The sequence below is a fragment of the Streptomyces sp. Z26 genome, assembly GCF_003665095.1.
Taxonomy (GTDB): domain Bacteria; phylum Actinomycetota; class Actinomycetes; order Streptomycetales; family Streptomycetaceae; genus Streptomyces; species Streptomyces phytohabitans.
Window position 1 is genome coordinate 5,692,028 of record NZ_RCHV01000002.1, and the last position, 17,121, is coordinate 5,709,148.

At 74.4% G+C, this 17,121-nt stretch carries 14 protein-coding genes; 8 read left to right on the forward strand and 6 right to left on the reverse strand.

Going from position 1 to position 17,121, the window contains the following annotated elements:
* Positions 1-117: 117 nt before the first annotated feature.
* The 5 genes from D7M15_RS24620 to D7M15_RS24640 all read right to left on the reverse strand — a co-directional run bounded on the left by D7M15_RS24620 (position 118) and on the right by D7M15_RS24640 (position 6,520).
* Positions 118-1,443 carry a M64 family metallopeptidase gene (locus D7M15_RS24620; protein WP_121519503.1) on the reverse strand — a complete coding sequence of 442 codons (1,326 nt, stop codon included), beginning with the start codon at positions 1,441-1,443 and terminating at the stop codon, positions 118-120.
* A gap of 151 nt (positions 1,444-1,594) precedes the next feature.
* Positions 1,595-2,437, reverse strand: a complete 843-nt coding sequence (locus D7M15_RS24625) for a hypothetical protein (protein ID WP_121519504.1) — start codon at positions 2,435-2,437, stop codon at positions 1,595-1,597.
* Between the two features lie 204 nt (positions 2,438-2,641).
* Entirely contained in the window at positions 2,642-4,420 is a 1,779-nt protein-coding gene (gcl, locus tag D7M15_RS24630) for a glyoxylate carboligase (protein ID WP_121521338.1), read from the reverse strand.
* A 208-nt stretch (positions 4,421-4,628) separates the two neighbouring features.
* Positions 4,629-5,519 (reverse strand): 2-hydroxy-3-oxopropionate reductase, encoded by an 891-nt coding sequence (locus tag D7M15_RS24635; protein WP_121519505.1) that lies wholly within the window; start codon positions 5,517-5,519, stop codon positions 4,629-4,631.
* A gap of 137 nt (positions 5,520-5,656) precedes the next feature.
* Entirely contained in the window at positions 5,657-6,520 is an 864-nt protein-coding gene (locus D7M15_RS24640; protein WP_121519506.1) for a TIM barrel protein, read from the reverse strand.
* Positions 6,521-6,833: 313 nt separating this feature from the next.
* Between D7M15_RS24640 and D7M15_RS24645 the strand changes: the two genes are divergently transcribed.
* The 8 genes from D7M15_RS24645 (at position 6,834) to D7M15_RS24680 (ending at position 14,920) form a co-directional block, all read left to right on the forward strand.
* On the forward strand, positions 6,834-7,106 hold the full coding sequence (locus D7M15_RS24645; RefSeq protein WP_121519507.1) for a hypothetical protein: 273 nt from the start codon (positions 6,834-6,836) through the stop codon (positions 7,104-7,106).
* A 110-nt stretch (positions 7,107-7,216) separates the two neighbouring features.
* Positions 7,217-7,540, forward strand: a complete 324-nt coding sequence (locus D7M15_RS24650) for a helix-turn-helix domain-containing protein (protein ID WP_121521340.1) — start codon at positions 7,217-7,219, stop codon at positions 7,538-7,540.
* Positions 7,541-7,667: 127 nt separating this feature from the next.
* Positions 7,668-8,189 carry a 2-oxo-4-hydroxy-4-carboxy-5-ureidoimidazoline decarboxylase gene (gene uraD, locus D7M15_RS24655; protein WP_121519508.1) on the forward strand — a complete coding sequence of 174 codons (522 nt, stop codon included), beginning with the start codon at positions 7,668-7,670 and terminating at the stop codon, positions 8,187-8,189.
* The gene (locus D7M15_RS24660; RefSeq protein WP_121519509.1) at positions 8,186-8,683 is read left to right on the forward strand and encodes a hydroxyisourate hydrolase; all 498 of its coding nucleotides are present in this window, start codon (positions 8,186-8,188) and stop codon (positions 8,681-8,683) included. Before uraD ends, D7M15_RS24660 begins: the two co-directional genes overlap by 4 nt.
* A gap of 8 nt (positions 8,684-8,691) precedes the next feature.
* Positions 8,692-9,657 (forward strand): factor-independent urate hydroxylase, encoded by a 966-nt coding sequence (gene pucL / locus D7M15_RS24665; protein WP_121519510.1) that lies wholly within the window; start codon positions 8,692-8,694, stop codon positions 9,655-9,657.
* A 146-nt stretch (positions 9,658-9,803) separates the two neighbouring features.
* A complete protein-coding gene (locus tag D7M15_RS24670; protein WP_121519511.1) occupies positions 9,804-11,225 on the forward strand; it encodes an 8-oxoguanine deaminase in 1,422 nt (473 codons plus the stop codon).
* A 459-nt stretch (positions 11,226-11,684) separates the two neighbouring features.
* Entirely contained in the window at positions 11,685-13,091 is a 1,407-nt protein-coding gene (locus D7M15_RS24675; RefSeq protein ID WP_121519512.1) for a nucleobase:cation symporter-2 family protein, read from the forward strand.
* A 347-nt stretch (positions 13,092-13,438) separates the two neighbouring features.
* The gene (locus D7M15_RS24680; protein ID WP_121519513.1) at positions 13,439-14,920 is read left to right on the forward strand and encodes an arylsulfatase; all 1,482 of its coding nucleotides are present in this window, start codon (positions 13,439-13,441) and stop codon (positions 14,918-14,920) included.
* 25 nt (positions 14,921-14,945) lie between these two features.
* Here the strand turns inward: D7M15_RS24680 and D7M15_RS24685 are convergent, their stop codons facing one another.
* Entirely contained in the window at positions 14,946-17,084 is a 2,139-nt protein-coding gene (locus tag D7M15_RS24685) for a SpoIIE family protein phosphatase (RefSeq protein ID WP_121519514.1), read from the reverse strand.
* Positions 17,085-17,121: the final 37 nt, after the last annotated feature.

The following is a 17,121-nucleotide window of genomic DNA, read 5'->3' on the forward strand; positions in this document are numbered from 1 at the left end:
CCGACCGTTCCCGAGGCGCTGTGGACCCCGGGACGCGCCGGTGCCCGTACGGCCGTGGGGCACGCCGTACGGGCACCGGTCCCGCGGAACCCGCGGGCCGTCACGTGGGGGGCGGGATCAGCCCTCGACGTTCCAGCTGAGCGACTTCGTCAGCTCCTTGCGGAGGGCGGGGGAGCGCACGGCGTCGGTGGGGTCGGTCGCCTTCGCGGTCAGCTTGTGGCTGCCCCCGTCCGGCACGACGGCGGCGAGCCGCACGGTGCGGTCGCCCCGCAGGTCCTTCAGCTCCTTGCCGTCCAGGTACCAGCGCAGGTCCGTCTTCGGCGCGTCCCCGGTCCGTTCCTGCACGCCGACGGTGACGCTGTCGTCCGCGCCGAGCGCCTTGGTCGTACGGGTCTCGCTGGTGAGCGCGGGCGCGTGCCGGTGGAATCCGGCGATCATGGCCTCCCGGCCGACGACGCTGAACTCGCGGCCCAGCGTGCGCATGATCGAGTCCTCGCTCGGCCGGTACAGCCCGCGCGTGTGGTACGCCGCGCCCTCGTACGCGCCGATGGTGCCGCCGTCCGGCGTCGACTCGCCCAGCCACTGGGCCCACTTGGTGCCGTTCTGGCCCAGCTCGTCGGCGGTGTGGACGGTGGTGTTGACGTCGCCGGTCTCCTCGCCCGTGTACTCGGACTCCTCGTACGCGTACTCGTCCGCGAGGTGGCCCAGCGAGTGGCCCGTCTCGTGGATGGCGATCTGGCCCGCCTGCTCGTTGCCGCCCGAGTGGGTGGCTATGCCGTCGTAGCCGACGCCGTTCTGGACGCCGCTGTAACCGGCGCCGCCGTACTTGCTGCTGTTGGCGATGACGATGACGAGGTCCGCCGCGGGCGCCTTCGCCGCGTACGACTCCACCTTGGCGGTGTCCACGCAGAGCAGCCGCTCGGTGTTGTCGCACCAGAAGTGCGAGTCGAGCGCGGTCTTCTTCACGGCGCCCTGGTCGGGGTCGCCGGAGACGCCGGACTCCTGCGAGACGGCGTCGACGGCCCAGACGTTGAACGACTTCTGGTACGTCGTGTACGGCTCGACGTCCGCCAGCGCCGTCCAGCTCTCCTTGGCGTCGGTGTGGAACTGCTCCAGCTCGCCCTCGGTGTAGCCGTCACCGATGATCGCGATGTCGAGCTTGTCGCCGGTCCCGCCGTTCTCGACGATGGGCGTCACGTCGCCGTCCCCGGCGACGGAGCCGGAGCCGCTGAAGCGCTTCGGCATGGCCGCGGGGATCTCGACCTGGCGGGGGTGGGACTCGGGGCCGTCGAAGTACTCGACGCGCTGCGTGCCCCGGTCGGACTGCTGCGCGGAGTCGGAGGGCGGCGCGGCCTGGCCGGGTACGGCCAGTGCGATGCCGAGCGCGGCGACGGCGGTCACTCCGGCCGCCGCTCCGATCCGGACGGTGCGGGCTCTGCGCACGGGGTGCTCCTGTGGTGTGGGGGATCCAGCTGATGCCACAGAGAACTAAAGAAGACAGGTATGTACCTGTCAACGAAACGGACGGTCATCTCCGGATGCCGTCCTTCCGCGCGGGCCCCGGCCCCGCGGCGGCCCGCCGTACGGGCGCGGCTCAGGCGACCGTACGGATCAGCTCGTCCGCCGGGTCGTTCACCGGCTGCGGGGTGCCCGTCAGGTCCAGCACGAACAGCGCCAGCGACAGCTCGTCGGCGCGGTGGCGCGCCTCGCGCGAGTAGCCCGCGAGGGAGAAGCAGACGGCGGTGGCGGACTCGTTGAGGCCGTTGAGCCACAGCGTCTCGATGTCGCGCAGCGTCGTCGGCGTCGTCGTCGGGTCGACGTGCGCCACCACCTCGGGCCCGCGCAGGTCCACGCCGGACGCCGGGCGGTTGCCCGCGACGCGGACCTCGGCGAAGCCGAGCCACCGCAGGTACTGCGCCGACGCCGTCTTCGCGTCCTGCGCCGTCCGGATGGTCACCGGCCGGAACGCCGGGCGCCGGGCCGGGGGCCCGCCCGCCGCGGGCGTACGGGGCCGGGACCGGGGCGGCTGCGGCGTGCGGCGTGACGGGGAGGCGTCGCCGTCCGGCCGCCCGCCCCGCGGCTCCTCGCCACGGGGCTCCTCGGCACGGGGCCGCTCGGCGTGCGCGGGCTCGGCGGGGGGCGGCGCCGCCTGGCGGGGCGCGGCCGGGCGTACGCCCGGCGCGGCGACCGGCACGCGCACCGTCGTCCCGCACGCGCAGCCGAACTCCGGCTGCGGCCACTCGTCGAGCCGCCCGCAGCTCGCGCACCGTACCGGCACCCACGAGCCCGCCCACGTACGGTGCTCCACCCGCACCGGCACCCCGCCGCTGAGCAGCGGCAGGCTGATCGGGGCGCCGCACGCGCACGGGTAGTGGGGAGGCGCGTACGTGTGCTCACGGCGGCAGGTGGGACAGCGCACGGACACGCTCTCGGCCATCTCGGCGGCTCCAGCGGGGAGTCGGAAAGGGGGTGACGCGGGGTCGTAGCCCATCGTCCCCGACGAGAAGGGGTTTACGAAGAGGAACGTGACAGAAACGTCAATGCGGTCGGTGGCGACGGCGCGGTCGCGTACGGTGGCCCCCCACGGCCCGCCGTACGCGACCCGCCGCCCCGCCGGCGCCGGGCCCCCGCGCCGCGCGGTTCAGGCCAGCGGCAGGACCGCCGTCGGCGCGTGGCCCGGCTCGGTGGCCAGCTCCTCGAACTCGCGCACCCCGGCGAGGTCCCCGCCGCTCATGGCGATGTTGGTGACACGTTCCAGCACCGCCTCCACCACGACCGGCACCCGGTGCTCGGCGGCGAGCTTCCTCGCCTCCTCGAACGCGGGCAGCAGCCCGTCCGGTTCGGTGACCCGCAGCGCCTTGCAGCCCAGGCCCTCCGCGACCCGCACGTGGTCGACGCCGTAGCCGCCCAGCTCGGGGGCGTTGACGTTGTCGAACGCCAACGACACCTCGTAGTCCATGTCGAACGCGCGCTGCGCCTGCCGGATCAGTCCGAGGTACGAGTTGTTCACCAGCACGTGCACGTACGGGATGTGGAACTGCGCGCCCACCGCCAGCTCCTCGATCATGAACTGGAAGTCGTAGTCCCCGGACAGCGCGACCACGCTCGCCTCCGGCTCCGCCGTGGCCACCCCGAGCGCCGCCGGGACGGTCCAGCCCAGCGGCCCCGCCTGGCCGCAGTTGATCCAGTGCCGCGGGCGGTAGACGTGCAGGAACTGCGCGCCCGCGATCTGCGACAGGCCGATCGTCGACACGTAGCGGGTCTCCGGCCCGAACGCGCGGTTCATCTCCTCGTACACGCGCTGCGGCTTGATCGGCACCTGGTCGAAGTGCGTGCGCCGCTGCAACGTGGCCTTGCGGCGCCGGGCGCCGTCCGCCCACTCCGTGCGGTCCGGCAGCGTGCCCGACTCCCGTGCCTCGCGGGCGAGTTCGACGAACAGGCGGAGGGCGGCGCCCGCGTCGGAGGCGATCGCGTAGTCGGGCGGGAAGATCTTCCCGAGCTGCGTCGGCTCGATGTCGACGTGCACGAACGTACGGCCCGCCGTGTACGTCTCCAGCGCGCCCGTGTGCCGGTTGGCCCAGCGGTTGCCGATGCCGAGGACGAAGTCCGACTCCAGGAACGTGGCGTTGCCGTACCGGTGGGACGTCTGGAGGCCGACCATGCCCGCGTTCAGCGGGTGGTCGTCGGGGAGGACGCCCCAGCCCATCAGCGTCGGGACGACGGGGACGCCGGTGAGCTCGGCGAACTCGGTGAGCAGCGCGGCGGCGTCCGCGTTGATCACGCCGCCGCCCGCGACGATCAGCGGGCGCTCGGCGGCGGCCAGCATCGCCATCGCCTTCGCCGCCTGGGCGCGCGTCGCGGCGGGCCGGTACACCGGCAGCGGCTCGTACGTCTCCGGGTCGAACTCGATCTCCGTCAGCTGCACGTCCAGCGGCAGGTCCACCAGCACCGGGCCCGGCCGCCCCGACCGCATCAGGTGGAACGCCTCCTGGAACACGCCCGGGACCTGTGCCGCCTCCCGTACCGTCGTCGCCCTCTTCGTCACGGGCGCGGCGATCGACGCGATGTCGACGGCCTGGAAGTCCTCCTTGTGCAGGACCGCCGTGGGCGCCTGCCCGGTGACGCACAGGATGGGCACGGAGTCGCCGAGCGCCGAGTACAGACCGGTGATCATGTCCGTACCGGCGGGGCCCGAAGTGCCCACGCACACGCCGATGTTGCCCGCCCTGGCGCGGGTGTAGCCCTCCGCCATGTGGGACGCGCCCTCGACGTGGCGGGCGAGCGTGTGCCGGACGCCACCGGCGGCGCGCAGTGCGGCGTAGAAGGGATTGATGGCGGCGCCGGGCACACCGAAGGCGGTGTCGACGCCTTCGCGCTTGAGGATCTCGACTGCCGCGCGGGCAGCGGTCATTCGGGCCATGGCGTACTCCTGTACGGGCACCGGCCGCGCCCTCGCCGGGGTGGCGGGGCGGGCGGTGCCGAGGCTGGAAGGGCGGGGCGGGGGAAGCGGGGGAGGCATCCGGACGGCGGCGCCTCGGGCGCGACAGGGCAGGTGTCGGCGCCGCCGTCCGGACGTACGGGGGGAGGGGGCCCGGTGCCGGGGCGTACGGCCGCCCTCCCGCGGGTCGTCAGACGCGGCTGCCGGACAGCCGCTCCACGCCGCGCAGCAGCGCGGAGTGGTCGAGGCCGCCGTCGCCCTGCGCGCGGAGCGCGGCGACGAGACCGGCGACGACGCTGCCGACGGGGAGCGCGGCGCCCACCTCGCGGGCGGCGTCGCTGACGATGCCCATGTCCTTGTGGTGCAGGTCGACGCGGAAGCCGGGCGCGAAGTCGCGGCCCTTGAAGTTCGCCTTCTTCCGCTCCAGCACCGTCGACCCGGCCAGCCCGCCGCCGAGCACGTCGAGGGCGGCGTCGAGGTCCACGCCGGACTTCTCCAGGAAGACGACGGCCTCCGCGCACGCCTGGAGGTTGACCGCGACGATCAGCTGGTTGGCGGCCTTCACCGTCTGCCCGGCGCCGTGCGGGCCGCACCGTACGACGGTCTTCCCCAGCGCGTCGAGGATCGGCCGGGCCCGGTCGAAGTCGGCCCGCTCGCCGCCGACCATGATGGAGAGCACCGCCTCGACGGCGCCCGCCTCCCCGCCGGACACGGGCGCGTCCAGCACGTCGACCCCGTACTCCGCCGCGGCCTTCGCCAGGTCCACCGAGGTCTGCGGGGTGATCGAGGACATGTCGACGAGCAGCGTGCCGCGCCGTACGTTCGCGAGGATGCCGTCCGGCCCGTACGCCACCGCCTCCACCTGGGGCGACGCCGGGACCATGGTGATCACCACGTCGGCGTCGCGGACGGCCTCGGCGATCGAGGCCGCGGCCGTGCCGCCCGCGGCGGCGAGCCGGTCCAGCTTGGCCTGCTCCAGGGTGTGGCCGGTGACGTCGTAGCCCGCCTCGATCAGGTTCTCGGCCATGGGGGAGCCCATGATGCCCAGGCCGATCCAGGCGATCTTCGGGAGCGTGCTCATGAGGGTGCCTTTCGGAAGTGGCGTACGGGGAGCGGGAGTCGCGGGGGCGTGCCGTACGGGCGCGGAAGTCGCGGGCGCGGGCGTACGGGGCGCGGGCGTACGGTCGGGCTGCGGCGGGGTCGGTCGGGCGGGGACGGTCAGGCGTCCGGGAGCGGCCGGGGAGCCGCCGTGAGCCAGCCGAAGGCGGCGGCGCTCGGGGCGTCGCCGGGTTTGTACTCCAGCCCGATCCGGCCCTCGTAACCGGCGGCGGTGAGCCGCCCGAGGAGGTCCGCGAAGTCCAGCCCGCCGGTGCCGGGGGCGCCGCGCCCGGGGCAGTCGGCGATCTGCACGTGGCCGGTCACGGGCGTGTACGTGTCGATGACCCGGTGCAGGTCCTCGCCGTTCCGCGCCAGGTGGTAGAGGTCCATCAGGAACCGCGCGTTGTCCAGCCCGGTCGCCGCGTTGACGGCGTCCACGGCCTCCACGGCCCGCGGCGCGCTCACCAGGGGGTAGTCCGGGGACTCCGCTGCGTTGAGCGCCTCCACCAGCAGCACCGCGCCGATCCGGTCGGCGGCGCGGGCCGCCAGCGCCAGGTTGTCCAGGGCGAGGGCGTCCTGTTCGGCGGCGGGGACACCGGCGACGCGGTTGCCGTAGAGGGCGTTGAGGGCCGTGCAGCCGACGGACGCGGCGAAGGAGGCGGCGACGTCCACGTTCGCCCGGAACCGCTCGGACTCCTCGCCCGGCAGCGACAGGGCGCCGCGGTCGGGGCCGGGCAGCCGACCGGCGTAGAAGTTCAGGCCGGTCAGCCGGGTGCCCGCGGTGTCGAGCGCGGCGTGGAGCGCGTCCAGCTCGGCGGGCGGCGGCACGGGCGCGTCGACCCAGGGCCACCACAGCTCGACGTCGGTGAACCCGGCGGCGGCAGCGGCGGCGGGCCGCTCCAGCAGCGGCAGTTCGGTGAAGAGGATCGACAGGTTGACGGTGAACCGGTGGTTCGCGCCGCCGACCTCTGCGAGGGGGGCCACGGTGATCGTGCTCCCTTCCGTTCATCGACTTCCATAATGTGGAAGTAAGTTTCTGCTTGTTGGAACAGTGCGATGCGGAGGTCGACGCTGTCAAGGGGTGCCGCGCGGCACCGTGCGACGCGGCGCACCCGCGTCCGTACGGTGCGAGCGCCCAACTGCCGCCGCTGTGGGGGCGGTTGACGCGACCGGGCACGGCGGAGGCGAGCCGCGCGGGGCGGTCATAGACTCCGCCCTGGAGCGCAGTGCCCCGGTTGTGCCCTCCCGTGAGGCCGACTGAGGAGAAACGCAGGTCATGGGCTAGGGAGGCCGCAGGGTGCGACTGAAGGTGGAGTTCACGACCGAGCCGTTCGACCTCGACGAGGCGCCCCGGCACGCGGTCGTCGCACGGGAGACCGTGCAGGGCGCGGGGCTGGACGCGGTGGACGTCGGGCCGTTCGGCAACACCGCGGAGGGCGCCGCCGACGACGTGCTCGCCGCCGTGCAGGCGATGCTCAGCCGCAGCCTCGCGGCCGGTGCGACGCGGGTGTCCGTCCAGGTCAACGTCCTACCCGCGGACGGCGGTACGGACGGCGGTGCGGGCGCGTGACGGAGGCGGAGGGCGGCGCGGTCGAGGACGGCGCGGCGGAAGGCGGCGCGGGGCGACGGCCGTTCGCGGACGACCCGTTCGTGCGCGCGGTGAAGCCCCTGGTGGACGCGATGGGCGGCGAGCTGGTCGCGCCCGCCGAGGCCGGGGGTGACGACGTCGTGCTGGCCTGGGAGGGCGCGGACGTGGTGGCCGTACGGCTGCCGCACCTGTCCGACTCCCTGGACCACATCCTGGCCGAGCTGGAGCGGCGCCACGGGATGCCCCTGGCCGAACTGGACCGGAAGACGAAGCAGTCGGTGGTGCGCGTCCTGGAGACACGGGGCGCGTTCACGGTGCGGCACGGGGTGGAGACCGTCGCGGGCGCGCTCGGGGTGTCCCGCTTCACCGTCTACAACTACCTGAACCGCGAGAACGCGGCGAAGGAGAACGGCTAGGCGGTCCGCCCGCGAAGCGCCGCCGGGGGCGGGAGTTCTCCGAGAGTTTCAACAAAGTGTTGACGCCGTGTCCGGTGAGGACTTAGCTGTTCCCAGCCCGAACCGCTGTCCGGCCTCGGAGGCTCCCGTGACGTCGACCCCCACCACCGGTCTGACCTGGCTCAACACCGCCGAGGCGGACGACGTGCGCGCCGCGCTGCGCGAGGTGTGCGCCTCGTCCGCGTGGGTCGGCGGCGTACTGGCCCGGCGTCCGTACGCCGACACCGCCGCGCTGCACCGCGCCGCCGACTCGGCCGTCGCCGGGCTCGGCGCGGACGACCTGGCCGAGGCCATGGCGGCACACCCGCCCATCGGCCGACCGAAGCCCGGCGACCCGGCGTCCACGCGGGAACAGCGCGGGATGGCGGGCGCGTCCGAGGAGTTGAGGGCGGAGATGCTCGAACTCAACCTGGCGTACCAGGAACGGTTCGGCCACGTGTTCCTCATCTGCGCCACCGGACTGACGGGGGAGCAGATGCGCGACGCCGTACGGGAGCGTCTCGGCAACCCGCCGGAGCGCGAGTGGGAGGCCGTACGGTCCGAACTCTCGAAGATCAACCGCATCCGGCTGACCCGCCTCGCCGACGCACCCGAAGGAGCACCGTCATGAGCGTCGCCCCGCCCACCGGCCGTCCGACGCTGGTGTCCACGCACATCCTGGACACCAGCGTCGGACGGCCCGCCGCAGGGGTCGCCGTCGAGCTGTCCGTACGCGACGGCGCGGACGGCGGCTGGACGCCCTACGGCGCGTCCGCGACCGACGCGGACGGCCGCTGCGCGGACTTCGCCGCGCTGCCGCCCGGCACCGGGCAGGCGCGGCTCACGTTCGCCACCGGCCCGTACCTCGCCGCCCGCGCGGGCGGTCCGGGGCGGGGCGCGGAGCGGGACCAGCAGGACCCATCGCAGACCGACACGACCCACACCGGCCAGGCAGCCGGGGAACGGCAGGACGCCCCCCGCATCAGGGACAGCGCCCCCGAGGAGGGGGAACGCGGCAGTTTCTTCCCGGAGGTGACCGTGGCCTTCACGGTCGAGCCGGGCGAGCACTACCACGTACCGCTGCTGCTCAACCCGTACGGCTACTCCGTGTACCGAGGGAGCTGACACCCGACATGCCCACGATTCTCGGCCAGAACCAGTACGGCAAGGCGGAGAACCGCGTCGTCAAGATCACGCGGGACGGCGCGGTCCACCACATCAGGGACCTGAACGTCTCCGTCGCCCTCTCCGGCGACATGGACGACGTCCACTACTCCGGTTCCAACGCCCACGTGCTGCCGACCGACACCACGAAGAACACCGTGTACGCCTTCGCGAAGCAGCACGGCATCGCGTCGCCCGAGCAGTTCGGGACCGCGCTCGCCCGGCACTTCGTGACCAGCCAGGAGGCGATACGCCGGGCGCGGATACGCGTCGAGGAGTACGCCTGGGAGCGCGTCGACACCACCGCGTCGGAGGCCGCGTCCGGGGCCGGTTCCGCGTCCGGCGGCGACGGCGGGCCGCGGCACTCGTTCGTCCGCAAGGGACAGGAGACGCGCACCGCGCAGATCACGTACGACGGCGACCGGTGGGAGATCCTCTCCGGACTCACCGGGCTGACGGTCCTCAACTCCACCGACTCCGAGTTCAGCGGCTACGTCAAGGACGCGTACACCACCCTCCCCGAGGACCACGACCGCATCCTCGCCACCGACGTCACCGCCGTCTGGCGGCACGACACGGCGGACGGCGACGGCACCGCGCCGGACGGCGGCGTACGGGACTGGGACGAGTCGTACGTCCGCGCCAAGGCGCACATGCTGCGCGCGTTCGCCGAGACGTACTCGCTGTCGCTCCAGCAGACGCTCTACCAGATGGGCGCGCGCGTCATCGACCACTGCGCGGGGATCGACGAGATCCGCTTCTCCATGCCCAACAAGCACCACTTCCGCGTCGACCTCGCCCCCTTCGGGCTGACGAACGACGCGGCCGACGGCGCCGTCTACTACGCGGCGGACCGTCCGTACGGTCTCATCGAGGCCACTGTGCTGCGTGACGGCGCCGAGCCGCGCATCCCGGTGGACATGACCAACCTCTGAGCCCGCGAGGCCCCGGTACGCGGTCGGGTGCGCCCACCGCGCACCCCGGCGCCCGGAGCGGCCCCGCCGCCGTACCGCCCGCTCCGGCACCCGCGCCACCGTGGCCCCGCCGTGCCCACCCGCCGACGAGAACGAGGAACCCCCTCATGGCAGACAGCCCCCATCCGACGGACCCGCCGGGCAGCACCGCGGCCGTCACCCGCACCGTCATCGAGAACTGCGCCGTCGCGACCGTCGACGCGGCCGACACCGAGTACGCCACCGGTCACGTCGTCGTCGCCGGCGACCGCGTCGAGTCCGTGGGCGCGGGCCCGGCCCCGGCCGGACTCCCCGACGTCGTACGCCGGATCGACGGCACCGGCCACCTCGCCACCCCCGGCCTGGTCAACACGCACCACCACTTCTACCAGTGGCTCACCCGCGGACTCGCCCAGGACTCCCACCTGTTCGACTGGCTGGTGACGCTCTACCCGACGTGGGCGCGGATCGACGAACCCATGGTGTACGCGGGCGCCCGCGGCTCCCTGGCGATGCTCGCCCGGGGCGGCGTGACGACGGCCGCCGACCACCACTACATCTTCCCGCGCGGCTCCGGCGACCTGCTCGGCGCGGAGATCCGGGCCGCCCGCGAGACCGGCGTACGGTTCACGGCCGCGCGCGGCTCCATGGACCGGGGCGTCTCGGACGGCGGGCTGCCGCCGGACTTCGCCGTCGAGTCCACCGAGGAGGCGCTGCGGGCCACCGAGGAGGCCGTCGACCGGCACCACGACGCGTCGTTCGGTTCGATGCTGCACATCGCGGTCGCGCCCTGCTCCCCGTTCTCCGTCTCCACCGACCTGATGCGCGAGGCCGCCGCGCTGGCCAGGCGCAAGGGCGTACGGCTGCACACCCACGGCTCGGAGACGGTGGAGGAGGAGAAGTTCTGCCACGAGCTGTTCGGGATGGGGCCCACCGACTACTTCGAGTCGACCGGCTGGCTCGGCGACGACGTGTGGATGGCCCACTGCGTGCACATGAACGACGCGGACGTCGCGGCGTTCGCGCGCAGCGGTACGGGCGTCGCGCACTGCCCGTCGTCCAACGCGCGGCTGGCGGCGGGCATCGCGCGGGTGCCGGACATGCTGGCGGCGGGCGTACCCGTGGGGCTCGGCGTGGACGGCACCGCGTCCAACGAGTCCGGCGAACTCCACACCGAGCTGCGCAACGCGCTCCTCGTCAACCGCCTCGGACGGCACCGCGAACGGGCGCTGACGGCACGTCAGGCGCTGCGCCTGGGCACGTACGGCGGGGCGCGGGTCCTCGGCCGCGCCGACGAGATCGGCTCCCTCGAACCGGGCAAGCTCGCGGACCTGGTGCTGTGGAAGCTCGACGGGATCGGCCACTCGTCGATCGCGGACCCGGTCGCCGCGCTGGTGCTGGGCGCCGCCGCCCCCGTGACGCTGTCGCTGGTCGGCGGCCGTCCGGTGGTGGAGGACGGGCGGCTGCTGACGGTCGACGAGGACGACGTCGCGCGGGACGCGCGGCACCAGGCGGAACGGCTGGCGCGGATCGCGGCCGACGCGGACTGACCGGCCGCGCGTACGGGCCGGTCCATGGACCGGCCCGCACACCGACTCCGGCCGGGGGGACGGCCCCGGCCGGGTCCGGGCAGCCCGTGGGGCCGCCCGGACGGCCGTTCCCGGGGCGCGCGCGCAGGCGCGGCGCCCCGGGGACGGGCCGCCGCTCCGCCACCGGGCGAGCGGCACCCGTACGGGGACCGCGCGGGGGCAGCCGCGCACCCCGGGCCCGTATCCCGCACGCGGCACCCCGTCTCCGTACCGCCGCGGCGGCACCAGGTGCCCCCGGCAGCACGGCACCTCGGTACCCCGGCCGTGGCGGGCGGGCCACCGGCACCACCCCGGGCGCGACGCACCACCACCGCACACGGGACCACCGCGCACGAGCACGCGTACGTGTGCGGCGCGGCTCCCCCTCCCTGAAACCGCGTGCCGCCACCGGCACCCGTTCAACCGACAGGAGGAACCGGCGTGGCCAAGACGCCCAGGTTCACCGCGCACCGCAGCACTCCCGACGGCGCCGACGCGGCGCCCGGGACCCCGGCGGAGAAGCATCCCGTCGACCGGACCCTGCCGCCGTTCCGCCTCGTCACCGCCGGGCTCCAGCACGTGGCGGCGATGTACGCGGGCGTGGTCGCGCCGCCGCTGGTCGTCGGCACGGCCGTCGGCCTGTCCGTCACCGAACTGACCTTCCTCATGGGCGCCAGCCTCTTCACGGCGGGCATCGCCACGCTCCTCCAGACGCTGGGCGTCTGGCGGATCGGCGCCCGGCTCCCGTTCGTCAACGGCGTTACCTTCGCCGGGGTCGCGCCCATGCTCGCCATCGTCGACTCCCGGCCGGGCGACGACGCGCTGCCGGTGATCTTCGGCGCCGTACTGGTCGCGGGAGCGCTGGGCTTCCTCGTCGCGCCCTACTTCAGCAGGCTGGTGCGCTTCTTCCCGCCGGTCGTCACCGGCACCGTGATCACCCTGATCGGGATCTCGCTGCTGCCCGTCGCGTTCGGCTGGGCGCAGGGCGGCGACGCCGCCGCGGCCGACTACGGCGCCCCGAAGAACATCGCGACGGCCGCCGCCACCCTCCTCCTCGTCCTCCTGCTGCGCCGCTTCACCCGCGGCTTCGTCCGGCAGATCGCCGTCCTCCTCGGCCTGCTCGTCGGTACGGTCGCCGCCGTACCGCTGGGCCTGACCGACTTCGGCGCGCTCGACGCGGCCGACCCGGTGGGCTTCCCGACGCCGTTCCACTTCGGGGCGCCGCAGTTCTCCGCCGCCGCGATCGTCTCCATGTGCGTCGTGATGCTCGTGTCGATGACCGAATCCACCGCCGACATGCTGGCCCTCGGGGAGATCGTCGAACGGCCCGCCGACGAACGGACGATCGCCGCCGGGCTGCGCGCCGACACCCTCGGCTCGTTCGTCAGCCCCTTCTTCAACGGCTTCACGTGCAGCGCCTTCGCGCAGAACATCGGTCTCGTCGCGATGACGGGCGTACGCAGCCGGTTCGTCGTCGCGGCGGGCGGCGGCATCCTCGTGCTGCTGGGGCTCTGCCCGCTCGCCGCGGCGCTCGTCGCCACCGTGCCGCTGCCGGTGCTCGGCGGGGCGGGCGTGGTGCTGTTCGGGTCGGTCGCGGCGAGCGGCATCCAGACGCTCGTACGGGCCGGACTCGACCGCGACGACAACGTGCTGATCGTCGCCGTCTCCCTCGGCGTCGGCATCATCCCGATCACCGCCGACGGCTTCTACCACGCCTTCCCGGAGAGCGCCCGGATCGTCCTCGACTCCGGGATATCCACCGGCTGCGTCACGGCGATCGCCCTCAACCTCCTCTTCCACCACATCGGGCACCGCCCCGCCGTCCCCGCGCCCCGCACCGGCGGCTGAGCCGCCCACCGGCCGCCGGGGTGCCGCACCTCACACCCGCGCCCGCGCCGTACGGCGGGACGGACGGCCCGCGTCCCGCACCCCCGCCGCGATGTGGCCCGGCTCACCCGCCCCACGGGCAACAGTGCAGGCCAGCGGCCCGTGGCCGGTCCCGTTCGGCTACGAAAACGTATCGATACGGACCTGCCGGGCGCCCCCGCGCACGCGCCGACCGCCTCCCGTACGCCAGGTCCGGGCCGTTCCCGGGCCCGCGCGAGGGGCCGTCGGGGCAATCGGAGGCGCGACGGAGGCAACCGAAACGTGGGTGAAGATGATCCTTCAGCGTGAAGCCCTGAAGGAGCCACGACGTGCACGCCACCAGCAGCCGCCGCCAGATACTGACCGGGTCCGCCGCCGCGCTGGGACTCGCCGGATTCACCGCGGCGGTCACCGCGCTCGCCGACGACACCGGCGCCACCACCGCCCGCACGTCCGCGCCCGACCTCAAGCCGCGCCGCCGCCCCCACCTCGTCGTGATCGTCGCCGACGACCTGGGCTCCGGCGAGCTGGGCGCCTACGGCCAGCGGCTGATCTCCACCCCGCGGATGGACGAACTGGCCGCCGGGGGCCTCCGCTTCACGCACGCCTACGCCGCCGCCCCCGTCTGCGCCCCGTCCCGCTGCTCGATGCTCACCGGCCTGCACAGCGGCCACGCGGCGGTCCGCTCCAACCCGTTCCACGCCGGGCAGGCGCCGCTGGGCGACGGCGACACCACGTTCGCGGAGGTGCTGCGCGGGCGCGGCTACCGTACGGCCTGCATCGGCAAGTGGGGCTTCGGACCGGAACTCCCCGACCAGGCCAGCCACCCCAACCGGCGCGGTTTCGACGAGTTCTACGGCTACATCGGGCACGGCCGCGCCCACGACTACTACCCCGAGAGCCTCTGGGACAACGGCCGCCGGACGGTGCTCACCGCCAACGCGCACGAGGCCCGCGGCACGTACGCCCCCGAGCTGTTCCGCCGCCGCGCCCTGGACTTCGTCTCGCGGAACGCGTCCGGCGACGCGCCCTTCCTGCTGTACGTCGCGCCCAACGTGCCGCACGCGCCGAGCCGCGCGGTGGAGCCCGCCGAGTACGCCCGCCGCCTCTGGTCACCGGCGAACAAGGGCCACGCCGCCCAGGTGGGCCAACTCGACACGCTCGTCGGGGACCTCGTCGACCGACTGCGCGCCGAGGGCCTCGAACGGGACACGGTCCTGCTGCTCACCAGCGACAACGGCCCGCACGAGGAGGGCGGCGCCGACCCGGACCAGTTCCGGGCGACCGGCGACCTCCGCGGCTACAAGCGGAACCTCTACGAGGGCGGCATCCGCGTCCCGCTCATCGCGTGGGCACCCGGCCGGATCGAGCCCGGCGCGGTGTCCCACCGCCCGACCCCGCTCACCGACCTGCTGCCCACCCTCGCCGAACTGGGCGGCGCCGACGCGCCGGACGGCATCGACGGGCTGTCCGTGGCGGGCCTGATGGGCGCCGGAGGGAGACCCGAGGCACACCGCTACCTCTACTGGTTCCGGAACGACCCGCACGCGACACCGCGCGCCCAGGCCGCCGACCGGGGGCGCGGGCTGCGGGTCTGCGAGGCGCTGCGGCAGGGGGAGTGGAAGCTCGTACGGTTCGCGCCCGGCCGCGACCGTACGGCGCCGGACCACCTCTGGGACGTCGAGCTGTACAACCTGCGGAAGGACCCCGGCGAGCGGCACGACGTGGCCGGGCGCCACCCGCGGATCGTGGCGGGGATGCTGCGGCAGCTGAAGGACGCCTGGACGGACCGGCCGCCGGTACGCGTCTGAGGCGGCGCACCTCGGGGCGTACGCCTCAGCCGGGACCGCCGTCGGAGCCGTCGCCGTCCCCACCCCCGGGGGCGCCGCCCCGGAACTCGCACCACACGCACTTCCCCGTGCCGCGCGACTCCACGCCCCACACATCCGCGAGCTGGTCCACCAGCAGCAGCCCCCGCCCCGCCTGCGACGAGTCGGCCGGTGCGCGCAGCTGCGGGTGCGTGCTCGACAGGTCCGTCACCTCCACCCGCACCCGGGGCTCCGCCCCGGCCATCGGATAGACGGTGACGAGCGCCTCCCCGTCGGTGTGCAGCAGCGCGTTGGTGGCCAGCTCGTCCGTCACCAGCTCCACGTCGTCCGCCCGCGCGCCCGCCGCCCACGACCGGGCCGCCGACCGCACCATGTGCCGTACGGCCGCCAGCCCCTCCGGGTCGCCCGCCGCGAGCCGCTGCCGCAGCCGCCGCCCCGGCTGCGAGACGGCCGTCGCGTCGCGGTGCAGCAGCACCAGCGCCATGTCGTCGACGCCCTTCGCCTGCGCGGAACGCCCGCACAGCCGGTCGGCCAGCGCCTCCATGTCGCCCGCGGCCGCGCCGGGCGGCGCCATCTCCCGTACGCGTTCGGCGAGCGCCCCGATCCCGTCGTCCAGGTCGCGTCCCGGCTCCTCGACCAGGCCGTCGGTGAACATCACCAGCATCTCGCCCGGCTCCATCTCCATGGCCGTCACCGGGTACTCCAGCTGCCCGAAGTACGCCGACAGCCCCAGCGGCATGGCCCCCAGCACCGGGAACGGGCGGCAGCGCCCGTCGGGTCGGCGCAGCAGCGGCGTGAGATGACCCGCCCGCACCATCCGGACCCAGCCGCTCGCCGGGTCTGCCTCCGCGTACAGGCAGGTCGCGAACCGGCCGGTGTCCAGGTCGTTGAGGAAGACCGACGCCCGCGCCATCACCGCCGACGCCGAGTGCCCCTCGGTCGCGTACGCCCGCAGCACGATCCGCAGCTGACCCATCACGGCGGCGGCGTGCGTATCGTGGCCCTGCACGTCGCCCACGACGGCGGCGACCTTCCCGCCGGGCAGCGGGATCACGTCGTACCAGTCGCCGCCGATGTCCCGGCCCTGCCGCGCCGACCGGTAGCGGACGGCGGCCCGTAGGCCGGGGACGCTGGGCAGCGAGTGCGGCAGCATGGCCTGCTGGAGCCCCTCGGCCAGCTCGTGCTCCTGCTCGAAGAGGAGCGCGCGTTGCAGGCTCTGCGCGATGCTGGCGGTCAGCGCGGTGAGCAGGGTCCGCTCCTCGGCGGTGAACGGGTGCCGCCCCCGGTAGAGCAGCCCGATCGCGCCGATCGCCCCGGCCTGCGCGATCAGCGGCAGATAGGCGGCGGCGGAGGCGCCGACGCTCTCCACGTACGGCCAGACGTGCGGGTAGCGGACGGCGAAGTCCTCGCGCGAGACGACGTACCGGGGGGTGAGGGTGCGCACCACCTCGCTGAGCGGCAGCGGGTCGTCGAGCCGGGTCAGCACCAGCTCCGGCGGATGTTCCGTGCCCGAGTCGCCGATCAGCCGGAGGCGGCCGTCCTCCACCATGCCCACGACCACGTCGATCGCGCCGAGCTGCTCCAGGCCGGGCGACCGCTCCAGCGCGCCGAGCACCTCCTCGACCGTACGGGCGTGGGCCAGCGCCGCCGTCGTACGCTCCACCACCCCCGCCTGCCGCAGCCGCTCCGCGTCCGGGGCGGGCCGGGCGGCGGGCTGGCTCAGCTCCTCGGTGGCGTCGCGGAGGATGCCGATGACGCGGTACGGGCGGCCCGTCGTGTCCCGCTGGATGCTGCCCTGGCTGTGCGTCCAGCGGATGGAGCCGTCCCGGCGGCGGCACCGGAAGTAGACGCCGTACCGCGGCCGTCCGCTCATGATCGCCTGCGTCACCTGCGCCTCCAGGCGGGCGGCCTCGGCGGCGGGGACGCGCTTGGTGAAGCAGAAGGGGTCCCCGTCGTAGTCCTCGGGGTCGATGTCCACGACCTCCAGCGCGGAACGGTCCAGGTGCAGGTAGCCGCGTTCGAGGTCCCAGTCGAAGCAGCCGCTGTGGTTCAGCGTGAGGGCGGTGTCCGCGTCGGCGGGCCAGCGCCCGCCGCCCGGCGGCGTGGCGCTTTCCGGCGGTCGGCGTCCGTCTTCGTCAGCGTGCATACCGGGCACCCGGGGAGGTCACGGGCGCCCGGCGGTA

Excerpts from the sequence above, each read along its gene's own strand:
- D7M15_RS24685 (WP_121519514.1), bottom strand. The coding sequence starts at position 17,084 with ATGCACGCTGACGAAGACGGACGCCGACCGCCGGAAAGCGCCACGCCG.
- D7M15_RS24660 (WP_121519509.1), top strand. The coding sequence starts at position 8,186 with ATGAGCGTCGCCCCGCCCACCGGCCGTCCGACGCTGGTGTCCACGCAC.
- D7M15_RS24650 (WP_121521340.1), top strand. The coding sequence starts at position 7,217 with ATGGGCGGCGAGCTGGTCGCGCCCGCCGAGGCCGGGGGTGACGACGTC.
- pucL (WP_121519510.1), top strand. The coding sequence starts at position 8,692 with ATGCCCACGATTCTCGGCCAGAACCAGTACGGCAAGGCGGAGAACCGC.
- D7M15_RS24670 (WP_121519511.1), top strand. The coding sequence starts at position 9,804 with ATGGCAGACAGCCCCCATCCGACGGACCCGCCGGGCAGCACCGCGGCC.
- D7M15_RS24635 (WP_121519505.1), bottom strand. The coding sequence starts at position 5,519 with ATGAGCACGCTCCCGAAGATCGCCTGGATCGGCCTGGGCATCATGGGC.
- D7M15_RS24625 (WP_121519504.1), bottom strand. The coding sequence starts at position 2,437 with ATGGCCGAGAGCGTGTCCGTGCGCTGTCCCACCTGCCGCCGTGAGCAC.
- gcl (WP_121521338.1), bottom strand. The coding sequence starts at position 4,420 with ATGGCCCGAATGACCGCTGCCCGCGCGGCAGTCGAGATCCTCAAGCGC.